The sequence below is a fragment of the Anaerobutyricum hallii DSM 3353 genome (assembly GCF_000173975.1).
GTDB lineage: Bacteria > Bacillota > Clostridia > Lachnospirales > Lachnospiraceae > Anaerobutyricum > Anaerobutyricum hallii.
Genome location: NZ_ACEP01000143.1, coordinates 1 through 13,518, shown reverse-complemented (window position 1 = coordinate 13,518; position 13,518 = coordinate 1). Strand labels below are relative to the sequence as shown.

The following is a 13,518-nucleotide window of genomic DNA, read 5'->3' as shown; positions in this document are numbered from 1 at the left end:
TAATATGTATTGATTATTTAGCTATTATCTTTGATAGAAATCAATGACTTAATTATTCAAACATCGTAGTTACTTTTTCATAGCATGTTCAATCACTTCATTCATATCCTCAACATAAGTAATCTTCATGCCATCTGTAATTTCTTCATCAAGTTCTACAACGTTTCGTTTATTTCTTGCTGGAACAAGGACTTCTTTTACACCAACGGTTTTAGCTGCTAAGAGTTTTTCTTTTAAGCCGCCGATTGGAAGAACTTTTCCTCGAAGAGTGATTTCTCCTGTCATAGCAATATCCCCTCGAACTGGGATGCCTGTAATTGCAGAAAGGATGGCAAGTGCCATTGTGATTCCTGCAGATGGACCGTCTTTTGGTACGGCTCCTTCTGGAATATGCAGATGAATATCATGTTTTTCAAAATAACCGCTGTCAATTCCATAGTTTTCAGCAATAGAGCGGACATAACTAAGACCAATCTGTGCAGACTCTTTCATGACATCGCCCATACATCCGGTAAGCTCCATCTTTCCTTTTCCTGGCATGACATTTACTTCAATGGAAAGCGTATCTCCACCAACACTGGTCCATGCAAGTCCTCTCACAACACCAATCTGCGGTTTTAAGTTCTCATCTTCATCCTCAAATGGCGCTGGCCCAAGAAGTTCTTTTAAAGACTTTTTCTTAATATCGACCTTTTCTTCACCTTCAACGATTTTGCGGGCGGCTTTGTGCATAAGCTGTCCAATAGTACGCTCAAGATTACGTACTCCGGCTTCTCTTGTATAAAAATGAATAACCTCACGGATAACTTCATCAGAAATGCTTACCTGTTTTTTTGTAAGTCCGCTTAACTTTCTCTGCTTCTTTACAAGATAATTTTCTGCGATGTGGAACTTTTCATTCTCTGTGTAACTGGAAAGCTCGATGATTTCCATACGGTCACGCAAAGGTTTTGGAATTGGTGTAAGGTCATTAGCTGTTGCGATAAAGAATACTTCGCTTAAATCTAAAGGTACTTCAAGATAGTGATCACGGAAGTTTACATTCTGCTCTCCATCTAACACTTCAAGAAGTGCAGATGCTGTATCTCCTTTATAATCGCTGCTTACCTTGTCTACTTCATCCAAAAGCATGAGGGGATTCTTTACACCTGCCTGACGGATTCCCTCAGCAATTCTTCCTGGCATTGCTCCGACATATGTCTTTCTGTGTCCACGGATTTCTGCCTCATCTCGCACACCACCTAAAGAAATACGAACATACTTCTTATGAAGTGCTCTGGCTATGGACTTTGCAATCGAAGTTTTTCCCGTTCCCGGAGGACCTACGAGACAAAGAATCGGTGTCTCTCCCTTTTTCGTAAGGAAACGAACAGCAAGATAGTCAAGGATTCGTTCTTTGACTTTTTTAAGTCCGTAATGATCTTCCTCTAAGATTTCCATTGCTTTTTCAAGGCTCTTGCTATCTCTTGAAACCTTGTTCCACGGCATTTCAAGCATTGTCTCGATGTAGTTCTTCGTCATTGTACTCTCTGCCGCAACAGGAGGCATCTTTTTGTAACGCTTGATTTCTTTTTTGATTTTATCTTTTACTTCTTTAGAGGCTTTTAATGCCTCACATTTTTCGAGGTATTCGTCTGCTTCTGAGACAATGTCATCCTCGCCAAGTTCCTCTCTGATTACCTTCTGCTGCTCTCTTAAAAGATAATCTTTCTGGTTTTTATCTACATTTTTCTTTACTTTTTCTGCAAGTTCATTACGGATGATACTGATTTCCACTTCTTCTTTCAAAATGGCAAGGAGCATCTCTACCTGTTTTTTCACATCAGACTCTTCTAAAATCTGCTGCTTCTTTCCAAGTTCAAATGGAAGCTGGGATGCCAGTTCGTTAATCAGTAGAAGTAATTCTTTTTCATCAATGGCTTTTTGAAGCTGTGGTGCAAAAAATCCCGGATTCTTCTCGGAAAATTCTTGCGCTTCCTCTTCTAACATTCTAAAAAATGCTTCCTCTTCCACTGGATTTTCCGGGTAATTTGTATCAGGAATCTCTTCGACTTCTGCCTTCACACATCCATCAAATTCTATATAAGATGTGATTCTGGCTCTTGCCTCACCCTCTACAAATACTCTCAATACGCCCTGTCCGGCTTTTACCATCTGAAGAATCTTCGCAACTGTTCCTACAGTATATAAATCCTCTTCCTCCGGCTTATCTAAAGATGGGTCAATCTGATTCACCAGAAAAATCCGTTGTTCATGATTTACCGCCTGTTCTAAAGCTGCCATTGACTTTGGCCTTGATACTTCAAAATACACAGAAGTATTTGGGTAAACCATCTTGCCCCGCAATGCAAGCAAAGGTAATATTTGTTTCTCCATTTGTTCCTCCTTTTTCGGAGTATTTTTATGTTTATTTTTTATAATAAATTAGTAATATACTATCTTAATGATATTTTTCTAAATAATTAGCTTTTCATCAAACTATGTTATCTTCAGCGAGCAATACTGTCTATTGTCTCATTTAACCATTTTATTGACAAAAAGCAGTCTACATTATTTATATGAAAATCGTACTATTATATAAAAAGGCTGGCACAAAGGTAACAAAAAACTCCCTCCTGTGTCAGCCTGTGCCTCTTAACAGTACATGTTAAGCGATTTCGTTGTTATTTTTCTTTTGACGCTTTCTTGTAACCGTCTTTTTGGTTACTGGCTGGTCATGATAAGTCAGCTCCGGCTCACCGCTTCCATCCACTGTCTCTTTTGTAATTGTACAGGATTCTACTAAATCATCCGATGGAATCGTGTACATTAAATCCATTACTACAGATTCCATGATAGAACGAAGTCCTCTGGCTCCTGTATTTCTCGCAATTGCCTTTTCTGCGATTGCTTCTAAGGCATCATCAGTAAACTTAAGCTCTACACCATCCATCTCAAATAACTTCTGGTACTGTTTTACTAATGCGCTCTTTGGCTCTGTAAGAATCTTTACGAGAGCATCTTTGTCTAATGGATTCAGAGATACATTGACAGGAACACGGCCAATGAATTCTGGAATTAATCCAAACTTTACAAAGTCTTCTGGAAGAACCTGTTTTAATAAAACACCTACGTCCTTCTTTCGCTGTTCCATAATCTCTGCCTGGAAACCGATAGATTTCTTTCCAATACGGTTCTCAATAATCTTTTCAAGGCCATCAAAGGCTCCACCACAAATAAATAAAATATTTGTCGTGTCAATCTGAAGGAATTCCTGATGCGGATGCTTTCTTCCACCCTGTGGCGGAACAGAAGCTACAGTTCCCTCTAAAATCTTTAATAAAGCCTGCTGTACTCCCTCACCAGAAACATCTCTTGTGATAGAAGTATTCTCTGACTTTCTTGTAATCTTATCAATCTCATCAATGTAAATGATACCAGTCTGTGCACGCTCGATATCGTAATCTGCCGCCTGAATCAGCTTCAGTAAGATATTCTCTACGTCTTCTCCTACATAACCTGCTTCTGTCAATGCTGTCGCATCTGCAATGGCAAATGGTACATTTAACTGTCTTGCTAATGTCTGTGCAAGAAGTGTCTTACCAGAACCAGTAGGTCCAAGCATGATGATGTTACTCTTCTGAAGTTCTACATCATAGCTTCCACCTGCCAGTATACGCTTATAATGGTTATATACTGCTACGGATAAAACCTTTTTCGCCTCATCCTGACCGATAACGTAATCATCTAAGAAAGCCTTCATTTCTTTTGGCTTCATCAGATTGATTTCCTGTGTGTCTTCATTAAAATTTTCAAACTCGTCTTCCATGATTTCTGTGCATACTTCAATACATTCGTCACAGATATAAACGCCCTTTGGACCAGCTACGAGCTTTCTTACCTGATCCTGCGTTTTATTACAAAATGAACATCTGAATTGCTTGTTGTTGTCGGATCGTGTTGCCATATTGTCACCTCACTCCTGCTTGCAATCTGTCTCATAGAAAAGTTACCACAACTATAATTGATAGCTGTGGTAACCCTATTATTTCATGTATTTCCGAAATCTTTCAGCCCGCCCTAAAACGTTTATATAACACGCATCTTTATGAAAGCATTTTCCAAACACGCACTAGAAGCAGATATACTGAGATTTCAAAAATACATCTTACTGTCTTTTCTCAACCACGGCATCAATAAGACCATATGCTTTTGCCTGCTCGGCTGTCATATAGTTATCTCTTTCCGTATCCTGAACGATTTTCTCGTATGGCTGACCAGTATTCTCTGCAAGAATTCTGTTTAATTTTTCTTTTGTATGCAGAATGTGTTCTGCCACAATCTCAATCTCTGTAGCCTGTCCCTGAGCACCGCCGGATGGCTGGTGAATCATAATCTCAGAATTTGGAAGAGCCAGACGTTTTCCTTTTGCGCCGCCGGCCAGAAGGAATGCTCCCATACTGGCTGCCATACCCATACAAATTGTGGATACGTCGCACTTTACAAACTGCATGGTGTCATAAATCGCCATTCCAGCAGTCACAGAACCACCCGGACTCATAATGTATAAGCTGATATCCTTCTCAGGGTCTTCAGACTCTAAGAAAAGGAGCTGAGATACGATTAAGCTCGCTGTGGTATCGTTCACTTCTTCACCAAGAAAAATAATTCTCTCTTTTAAAAGACGGGAATAGATGTCATAAGATCTCTCCCCATGACTTGTCTGTTCAATGACATAAGGTACTAAACTCATAATTCCTCCTGTTTCTACATAAACAGCAACCAGAAATTTTAATTATGTGTAACTATCTTTAAGTTACTCCTATTTTTCTTCAAAATCAAGCTCTTCAGTAGCTTCTGTTACATTTGCCTGATTCAGTACAAATTCAACTGCTTTCTGGACTGCGATATCTTTCTTCATGTTCTCTTTCTGTTCTTCTGGAATCATGCCTTCGATCTGACTTGCTTCCATCTGATACATCTGAGCCATCTTTTCAAATTCTTTCTTTAAGTCTTCTTCGTTTGCTTCAATATTCTCTGCTGCAACAATTGCTTCAAGAACAAGGCTTCCCTGTACTCTCTTTAATGCGTCGCCCTTCATGTTTTCTCTTAAAGCATCCATGTTCTGTCCGGAGAACTGAACATACTGTTCAAGAGAAAGTCCCTGGTAAGAAAGTCTCTGTTTGAACTCATCTACCATCTGGTCTACCTGGAAGTCAACCATAGCATCTGGGATATCCATCTCAGAAGACTCTACGATCTGCTCGATAAGAGCGTTCTCTGCGGCAGATTTAGCCTGCTCTTCTTTTGCTGTAGCAAGTTTTTCTTTGATATCGTTCTTGTACTCTTCAAGAGTATCGAACTCTGTTGTATCCTGTGCGAAATCGTCATCGATTTCTGGGAGCTGTTTTTCCTTGATTCCAAGAACTTCTACATGGAATACTGCAGCCTTACCAGCTAAATCTGGTGCATGGTATTCTTCTGGGAAAGTAACCTCTACGTCTTTTTCTCCACCGATTTCAACGCCGATTAACTGCTCTTCGAAATTATCGATAAATGTGTGGGAACCGATTACTAACTGCTGGTTCTCTGCTGTACCACCGTCAAATGCAACACCATCAACAGTACCTGCATAGTTAAGAGTAATGATATCTCCATCCTGTACAGCTCTGTCTTCTACAGTGATTTCTCTGGCATTCTGTTCCTGAGCCTCTTTTAATTTAGCTTCTACTTCTTCATCAGCTACTTCTACAGAATCCATCTGTACGTCTAAGCCTTTATATTCTCCTAATTTCACTTCTGGTTTTACAGCTACTTCTGCTGTAAAGATGAAGTTCTGTCCTTTTCCAATCTGAGTTACGTCTACTTCCGGACGGGAAACTACTTCAAGACCGCTCTCTTCTAATGCTGCTGCATAAGCTTCTGGCATAAGTTCGTTAGCTGCATCTTCGTAGAAAACTCCTGCGCCATATTCTTTCTCAATGATATACATAGGTACTTTTCCTTTACGGAAACCTGGCAGATTAAAAGAGCCTTTCTTCTTATTATAAGCCTTCTTCATTGCTGCATCAAATTTAGATGCCTCTACCTCGATAGTAAGCTTGGCCATATTATGCTCTAATTTTTCAACCTGTACGCTCATTTTTAGTATCCTCCTTAATATGTTCCTTATTTAAAGTTTATTCATAGTAAACTCATTTTGTATTTTAATTATATGAAAACACATTTAAACATTATAGCATGAGAAATATTCACTGTCTATAACTATTTGACGAAAAACTGATAGAAAACTTGCAGAAAACCACCGAAAAAACATCAAAATAAGCCGTCTGTCCTCATTTTCAAGGGCAGACAGCTCATTCTTACGGTATTCTGATTTCAGTAAGGGACTCTTCTAAAGAACCAGCGAAAATTTAGCGGCTCTGACCAGCCATTTCCTCTTCCTGTCTCTTGATCATCTTACGAACCATTTCTCCTCCGATGGAGCCGGCATCTCTTGCAGTAATATCTCCGTTATATCCCTGTTTTAAATTCACACCAAGTTCGTTGGCTACTTCCATTTTAAAACGGTCCATTGCGTCTCTTGCTTCCGGTACTTCTACTCTGTTAGATGAAGAATTTTTATTACTTGCCATTGTCTCTACCTCCGTAATGAATCTTCGATTTGAATACCGTAATCCTATTGTGTGCAAATAGGGAGAAAATATGATGGTAAATGTAGGGAGATTTTTGTGATGATTTTTGTTTCAATAATCCAAGTGAGCTGTTATTGAAATGTTGCCAGGGGTTCTGAAATTAAAATATCTGCGATTATCCTTAATTTTCGAGTCGTTGCCATCCCAAGGCTTCTACTCCGCTGTGTTGTTGCAATATGTGCAAATACTCGAAAATTAAGGATAATCGCAGATATTTTAATGTTGAAGATTGTGACAACATTTCAATAATTTTAGTTTTGGAATTGAAACAAAAATCATTCATCCAAATTATGGGTACATTATATAAACAGACCCCAGAATCCTAAATAATCTATATTTGTGACCTGGGAGCAAGGTTTGAATGCGAGCGCATAAGCGAACATTCAAACCGCTGCGACGAAAGTCACAAATATAGTTTCTTAGGATTCTGGGGTCGTCTGTTTCCCTGAGGAGGGGTGCTACTCAATCCCTATGAGGGATAGAATTTCATCCGGCTTTTTGATTATGATTTTGGCTCCGTGTTGTTTTAAGAATTCTTCACCCCGGAAGCCCCAGTCGCATAGAATTTCATCCATGCCGCTGTTTCTTGCTGTTTCAATATCCACATCGGAGTCTCCGATATAAACGGAGTTTTCTGCAGTGCTTCCGAGCTGTTTCAATGCTTCGATTACCGTATCTGGTGCTGGCTTTTTTCGGATTCCTTCGCTTTCTTTTTCTCCAATTGCAACAGGAATTAAATCTTTAAAATAGATTGCATTTAATTCTTTTACTGCAAAGTCTGCCTTATTGGAAACAATTGCAATCTTGATATTATTTTCTTTTAAAGTGTGAAGTAACTCCATAATGCCAGCATAAGACTTTGTTGTATCGTTACAGTGCTTTCCATAATGTTCTTTGAACAAAGTAAATGCCTTATCAAAGTTTGGATCGTCTTTTCCTCCTGGAATGGCTCTCTGCATTAGCAAAAGAATCCCATTTCCTACATATCTTCGCACTTCATCTAAAGTATGCTCTGGATAGCCACACTGTGTCATTGCATAATTCACACTGTTTTTTAAATCTTCTAATGTATCAAGTAAGGTTCCATCAAGGTCAAATACTACGGTGTCTTTTTTATTCATGTTTTGTATTCCTTATCCTCTTAATATATCTTTTTATATGTTCGCATCTAATCATAACTCAATTCGTTAGTTTATTATTATAAACTTCAGATATATATATATATTCTATTTCCAGAGTGTGCTTGAGAAATCAAAAATATCTGCGCACACTGTAGTTTCGGACAAACCACATATGTCATTTGCCCGAAATCAAAAATCTTATTTAACTATATCTACATTGGACGATACAGCATACTGCGGCTGATGTCTTTAATGGATGCGGCTCCGCACATTGCCATTGTGTCAGAAAGTTCTGCGGCAAGTTTTTCGATGTATAGTTTGACACCTTCTTCTGCGCCGCCGTAAACTGCCTGTACAAATGGACGGGCAATAAGTACGGCATCAGCTCCCATTGCTAATGCTTTGAAAATGTCGGTTCCCTGACGGATACCGCCATCAACAAATATCTTCATACGTCCCTGATTCCACTCTACGATTCTCTCCAATACTTCTGCAGTTGCTGGTGTCTGGTCAAGAACTCTTCCACCATGATTAGATACTACGATTGCACTTGCTCCGGCATCAAATGCTTTTTTTGCTCCTGCTACTGTCATAATCCCTTTTACAATGAACGGAATTCCTGCCGCATTGACAATCTCACCAAGCTGCTCTACTGTCTTACTTCCTGCCGGTGGATTAAGATTCTTAAGAAATGGAAGTCCTGCTGCATCAATATCCATGGCAACCATTTTCGCTCCACAATCCTGCACCATATCCATCTTTTCACGGATTGTCTCGATATTCCAAGGCTTAACTGTTGGGATCCCCTGTCCGTGATTCTTCTTAATCGCTGCCGTTGCTGCCTTAAATACATCTGGATTTGTACCATCTCCTGTAAATGCTGCAATTCCATTTGCTGCACAGGCAGAAACTAAAATATCATTATAGGTCAAATCATCATATTTATCCCCGTAGTGAAGCTTCATTGCTCCAACAGGTCCTGCAAAAAATGGATAATCAAACTTCTCTCCAAACAACTCAATGCTTGTATCTGGTGTTACATTCTCGCAAATAGTATCCATATTAATTCGGATATCTTTCCATGCGTCATAGTTTCTTATAGCAACGTCGCCTACCCCTTTAGCACCTGGGCCTGGCATCTGGTTTTTGCAGGCTTTTCCGTTACACTGTGGACAAACTTTACAGTATGGTCCAATCTCTGATTTTGCTTTTTTCATTACCTCTTCATATGTCATACCACTACCTCCTAATTCAAATCGCATAGTATAGGTTATTTATACACCCTCGGAAATAAAAATGCAATTTCTGATTTTGTGCCAGCATCCACAGTCAGCTCTCAGAGAATGAAATAACCTATATTTGTGGTCTCGGAGCAAGGTTTGGATACGAGGCCACAAATATAGGTTATTTCATTCTCCGAGCGCGTCTCTTTGCCTGCGGCAATCAGGATTTATGATATTTTTCCTCGTAATCCGTTATCATGGATTCTCTCTTATGTTTGCGAAGTCCGCGGTAAACCAGTTTCCTTATGATGTCATAAATAACCGCAAACAGTGGAACTCCGATAACCATACCGACAACTCCCCACATTCCGCCAAATAATAAAATGGCAAATAATACCCAGAAACTTGAGACACCAGTTGTATTTCCAAGAATCTTCGGTCCGATAACATTACCATCAAGCTGCTGCAATACGAAAATAAAAATAATAAAGTAAAGACAATGCATTGGATTTTCCAAAAGAAGTAATAAACCGCATGGAATTGCTCCGATAAATGGACCAAAAAACGGAATAATGTTTGTAATTCCGATGATCACACTGATAAATGCCGGTGCCTCAAATCCCATAATGGATGTTCCTGCAAAACATAAAAGTCCGATGATTGCAGAATCAATAATTTTTCCTACTAAAAATCCATTGAACATTTTGTCTGTGTAGCGGATTTCTTCCTCAATAATTTTTGCCCACTTGTCAGAAAATACTCCGTGTAAAATGAGTCCAGCCTGCGCCCCAAAAAGCTTTCTGCTTCCAAGAAGATAGGCCGAAATCAATAATCCCAGGAAAATATTTTTAACAACGCCAAGTACTCCAAATAACTGTACGCTGAGGCTGTTGATAATACTCTGCACTTTCTGTATCGTGTCTACATTTAAAAGACTGTCGATATTGCTTTCTGCCTGACTTGAAAATTCTTCAAAATATGCCTGTAATTCTGGCTGATTTTCAAGCATATGTTCAATCCAGTTATTTACTACAATAAGTTTCTGCGGCACCATCTGGATAATCTTCATAACACTATCCCATACCTGCGGAATAATCATCATGATAATGAGCCATATAACCGCAATTGCTACGCATAATGATATTACGATTGCTATAAAACAGATAAATCTTCTTGCTTTTGTCTTTGCTTTCGGGAAAATCTGAAATAGTTTTTCTTCTATTTTATTACACAAAGGAGCCAGAAGATATGCGAATACCACTCCATATAAAAATGGTTTCAAAATCTCAGTAATCCCCTTTAAAACGGAAATAATAACTGGCATTTTAAATAATACAAATGCACATAAAATCCCCGATGCCAATATCGCCGCTCCGATAATTCCTATTTTTAAATATCTTTTCATCTCGTCATCCTTCACCTGCTACGCGCTTCCTTTCTTCCGATGTTTCGCATAATGCTTTCGTAAATCCCCCTGCATTTTTAAAGTTCCCATATAAAAAGCAGATGAAACAGATTCCTTCATTTTCGAACAAACTTTAGTATACATTACCTTCCTGTATTTTACAACTTACAAAATGATTAAAATTCAAAGCTATAGCAGACGCAAACTTAGAACCCCAAAAGACAATATCCCCCATATCTGTGACCTCGCAGCTCCGAGGCCACAGATATGGGGGATATTGTCTTTTGGGGTTCGTCTCGTTCGTCTGTCTTTTTAATAAATCAAACCATATGCAGTACATGAATCAGCAACAGCCATGCTAATCCATAATAGGTAACAACAGCAACCAAGTCATTGATTGTCGTAATCAGTGGACCTGATGCAACTGCTGGATCAATCTTAATTTTGTGAAAAAACATTGGCACGAGGGTTCCTACCATGCTTGAAATGACCATTGCTGTCATAAGTGAGAATCCAACGCAACCGGAAATTACAAAGGCATGTGCAACTGGATTATGCTTGAGCAGCCAGATATAGAATCCGATAAATACAAATGCTAAAACGCCAAGGAAAAGGCCATTGCATAAACCGATTCTCATTTCTTTTACTACAAGACCAAGTTTCTGTTTTGTGCTTAATGTCTCGTCCATTAATACACGGATCGTTACAGCTAATGACTGGGTTCCGACATTTCCTGCCATGTCAAGGATTAATGACTGAAAACACATAACAACAGGAAGTACGGCAACAACAGTCTCAAAGACACCGACAACAGAGGAAACTCCCATTCCGAGGAATAAGAGAATAATCAACCACGGAAGTCGTTTTTTCATACTTTCAATTGTTGTTTCTTTTAAATCTTCTTCTGCAGTAAGACCGGCTAACTTTGCATAGTCTTCTCCCATTTCTTCATCAACGGCCTCAATGATATCCATTGCTGTGATAACACCGATTAATAAATTATCTTCTGTCAGAACCGGGATAGAATCCTCTGCGTAATCCTTGATTCTCTCAATACAATCATCTATCATTTCGTGGTCATTTACATAAGGATAAGAGGTACTGATAATGTCTTCTAAATTGTCTTCCTGTCTTGCCACGATTAAATCTTTTAAATCAATCGCACCATAAAATTTATCATTTTCATCTAAAACATACACTGTGGAAATGTTATCGTTTTCCCCTGCCTGCTGTACTAATTCACGCATCGCCTGGCGAATCGTCAGATTATTATGAATCACAATGAAATTGGTAGTCATTTTGCTACCCATCTCATCATCCTCGTAAGAGAGAATCATCTTAATGTCATGTCCCGATTCCTCATCGAGCAATCCGACCAGTTTTTCCTGCGTGGAATGATCCATCTCATCTAAAATATCAACCGCATCATCGGAATCCATAAAAGAAAGCACTTTTGCAGCCTCATCTAAAGGCAGTTCCTTCAAATAAGAATCCGGGTCATCAATATACGAAAAAATCTCCGCAATCTGTTCAGGCCCAAACATCTGGTACCAGCTTTTTCTCTCGGACTCTGACAGAAGCTCAAAAGCCTCTGCAATATCATTTTCATGGTAATCAGCAATTCGGTCAAGCATTTCCTCTTTTGAAAAAGAGCCATGCATAATCGCAAGAATCTCTTTTGCATAATCCGGTTTCTTTAACATTTTCTCCATCATATCTCTCCTTTCTTCCCCAAAAAGGGCATAAAAAGTCCACCGCTTTCTGTGTACTGTCTCTCGCCTTATAGCCAACAACATAATTTTCATAAAAAGAAAATAAGTTATTCAAAAATATCACTACTACAGGTACACCGATTCAAAAACCATTCGGCAGTTCATCAGCCAGCTATTCACTGTATGCGATTCTCTCACATACTGAATTTGTGTGCGAACTGTACAGGAATCCATCCACGCGGTGGAGAAAAAAGAAATATTTAAAAAATATCATATAGAGACATCCAAAATCAGGCACAGCTAAAAATGAAATCCACGTTCAGCCATGTCAAAATCTTCTTACTGCCACCGCAAATCATACTTCGCCCCGCACTATCACAACTGTCCATGTATTTCACTTCCTTTCCTGAATCTAATCTTAAATCAATCTTAAAACCGTTTGCCATTCTACTATAATGCATCCGTAAAATCAAGTCTTTTTGCCTTAATTACAAAGATATCTCTTCATTTTTACGCTAATTATACGCTGCTTTACAAAGTAACTTTTAATTATATTTTTACATAAATATCATTAACAGGATATCTTTATAAAATTCTTAATATGACAAATCGTTTTCTCAACAAAATCTAAAAACACGCTATTTTTCTATAACAAAAAATTCTATAAAATGTCTCAAAAAAATTCGCCTTTTGTTTTTTCAAATGCACTCTACAACATTATTTTTCAAACGAAAATGCCTGCTTAATACTATCATAATGAAGAAACTTACCTTCCGCAGCAAATCCTTCAATCTGCTCCTTTGTTGCAAACATATATCCATCAATCTCTGCTTCCTGAAATGATACATCATTCTCATCAATATCCATTACAAAGCGATATACATCTACAAAATAGTTATCTCCCTCACCAGGATTCTCTCTCTTATAAGTAAACAAATATCCGCCTTCCGCATTACGCACATCAAGACCCGTCTCTTCCTTCACTTCTCTTTGTACCGCTTCTTCAGAAGACTCTCCAGCCTGCACACCGCCACCGGAAACTTCCCACCAGCCAGGTGCCCATGCTTTTGTCATAACACGTTTTGTAATTAAAAAAGTTCCATCTGGTCTTGCGATAACACCAAGAACGGTCAGATGGTACTCTCCATCTTTTAAGCACCAGTCATTGCGCTTCATCATTCGTCCAGTTAACTGTTTATTCTCATCATAAATATCCCAAAATTCCATTGTAATCATCTCCTGTATAAATTCTTCATAATTGTCTTGTCCATAATAACACGACAGCGAGAAGAAAACAATTCTGATTTGCGCAGCAAAGGAGACGCTCTCAGTAAAGTCAGAATTTATGTTTTAAAAGATTTGCGGATTAGAAATAGACAGCCT

General features: G+C 38.7%; 11 protein-coding genes. All 11 read right to left on the bottom strand.

Annotated elements, in window-relative coordinates; translation table 11 throughout:
- Positions 1-69 precede the first annotated feature (69 nt).
- Positions 70-2,376 (bottom strand): endopeptidase La, encoded by a 2,307-nt coding sequence (gene lon / locus EUBHAL_RS13045; protein WP_005350872.1) that lies wholly within the window; start codon positions 2,374-2,376, stop codon positions 70-72.
- 271 nt (positions 2,377-2,647) lie between these two features.
- Positions 2,648-3,946, bottom strand: a complete 1,299-nt coding sequence (gene clpX, locus EUBHAL_RS13040) for an ATP-dependent Clp protease ATP-binding subunit ClpX (protein WP_005350871.1) — start codon at positions 3,944-3,946, stop codon at positions 2,648-2,650.
- Between the two features lie 201 nt (positions 3,947-4,147).
- On the bottom strand, positions 4,148-4,732 hold the full coding sequence (gene clpP / locus EUBHAL_RS13035; protein ID WP_005350870.1) for an ATP-dependent Clp endopeptidase proteolytic subunit ClpP: 585 nt from the start codon (positions 4,730-4,732) through the stop codon (positions 4,148-4,150).
- 69 nt (positions 4,733-4,801) lie between these two features.
- Entirely contained in the window at positions 4,802-6,121 is a 1,320-nt protein-coding gene (tig, locus tag EUBHAL_RS13030) for a trigger factor (RefSeq protein WP_005350868.1), read from the bottom strand.
- A 271-nt stretch (positions 6,122-6,392) separates the two neighbouring features.
- Positions 6,393-6,614, bottom strand: coding sequence for an alpha/beta-type small acid-soluble spore protein (locus tag EUBHAL_RS13025; RefSeq protein ID WP_005350867.1), 222 nt, complete (start codon positions 6,612-6,614; stop codon positions 6,393-6,395).
- A 518-nt stretch (positions 6,615-7,132) separates the two neighbouring features.
- Positions 7,133-7,795, bottom strand: coding sequence for an HAD family hydrolase (locus EUBHAL_RS13020; protein ID WP_005350865.1), 663 nt, complete (start codon positions 7,793-7,795; stop codon positions 7,133-7,135).
- Positions 7,796-8,007: 212 nt separating this feature from the next.
- Positions 8,008-9,030 (bottom strand): alpha-hydroxy-acid oxidizing protein, encoded by a 1,023-nt coding sequence (locus tag EUBHAL_RS13015; RefSeq protein ID WP_044923553.1) that lies wholly within the window; start codon positions 9,028-9,030, stop codon positions 8,008-8,010.
- A gap of 208 nt (positions 9,031-9,238) precedes the next feature.
- Positions 9,239-10,423, bottom strand: coding sequence for an AI-2E family transporter (locus EUBHAL_RS13010; protein ID WP_044923569.1), 1,185 nt, complete (start codon positions 10,421-10,423; stop codon positions 9,239-9,241).
- Positions 10,424-10,743: 320 nt separating this feature from the next.
- The gene (gene mgtE / locus EUBHAL_RS13005; RefSeq protein WP_044923551.1) at positions 10,744-12,138 is read right to left on the bottom strand and encodes a magnesium transporter; all 1,395 of its coding nucleotides are present in this window, start codon (positions 12,136-12,138) and stop codon (positions 10,744-10,746) included.
- A gap of 287 nt (positions 12,139-12,425) precedes the next feature.
- Positions 12,426-12,581 (bottom strand): hypothetical protein, encoded by a 156-nt coding sequence (locus EUBHAL_RS15965; RefSeq protein ID WP_005350850.1) that lies wholly within the window; start codon positions 12,579-12,581, stop codon positions 12,426-12,428.
- Between the two features lie 271 nt (positions 12,582-12,852).
- Positions 12,853-13,362 carry an NUDIX hydrolase gene (locus tag EUBHAL_RS13000; protein ID WP_005350848.1) on the bottom strand — a complete coding sequence of 170 codons (510 nt, stop codon included), beginning with the start codon at positions 13,360-13,362 and terminating at the stop codon, positions 12,853-12,855.
- Between the last annotated feature and the right edge of the window lie 156 nt (positions 13,363-13,518).

What these genes read in the sequence shown, in the direction of transcription:
- clpP (WP_005350870.1), bottom strand. Translation starts at nt 4,732, where the DNA reads ATGAGTTTAGTACCTTATGTCATTGAACAGACAAGTCATGGGGAGAGA.
- EUBHAL_RS13025 (WP_005350867.1), bottom strand. Translation starts at nt 6,614, where the DNA reads ATGGCAAGTAATAAAAATTCTTCATCTAACAGAGTAGAAGTACCGGAA.
- EUBHAL_RS13010 (WP_044923569.1), bottom strand. Translation starts at nt 10,423, where the DNA reads ATGAAAAGATATTTAAAAATAGGAATTATCGGAGCGGCGATATTGGCA.
- mgtE (WP_044923551.1), bottom strand. Translation starts at nt 12,138, where the DNA reads ATGATGGAGAAAATGTTAAAGAAACCGGATTATGCAAAAGAGATTCTT.
- lon (WP_005350872.1), bottom strand. Translation starts at nt 2,376, where the DNA reads ATGGAGAAACAAATATTACCTTTGCTTGCATTGCGGGGCAAGATGGTT.
- clpX (WP_005350871.1), bottom strand. Translation starts at nt 3,946, where the DNA reads ATGGCAACACGATCCGACAACAACAAGCAATTCAGATGTTCATTTTGT.
- EUBHAL_RS13000 (WP_005350848.1), bottom strand. Translation starts at nt 13,362, where the DNA reads ATGGAATTTTGGGATATTTATGATGAGAATAAACAGTTAACTGGACGA.
- EUBHAL_RS13015 (WP_044923553.1), bottom strand. Translation starts at nt 9,030, where the DNA reads ATGACATATGAAGAGGTAATGAAAAAAGCAAAATCAGAGATTGGACCA.
- EUBHAL_RS15965 (WP_005350850.1), bottom strand. Translation starts at nt 12,581, where the DNA reads ATGGCAAACGGTTTTAAGATTGATTTAAGATTAGATTCAGGAAAGGAA.
- EUBHAL_RS13020 (WP_005350865.1), bottom strand. Translation starts at nt 7,795, where the DNA reads ATGAATAAAAAAGACACCGTAGTATTTGACCTTGATGGAACCTTACTT.
- tig (WP_005350868.1), bottom strand. Translation starts at nt 6,121, where the DNA reads ATGAGCGTACAGGTTGAAAAATTAGAGCATAATATGGCCAAGCTTACT.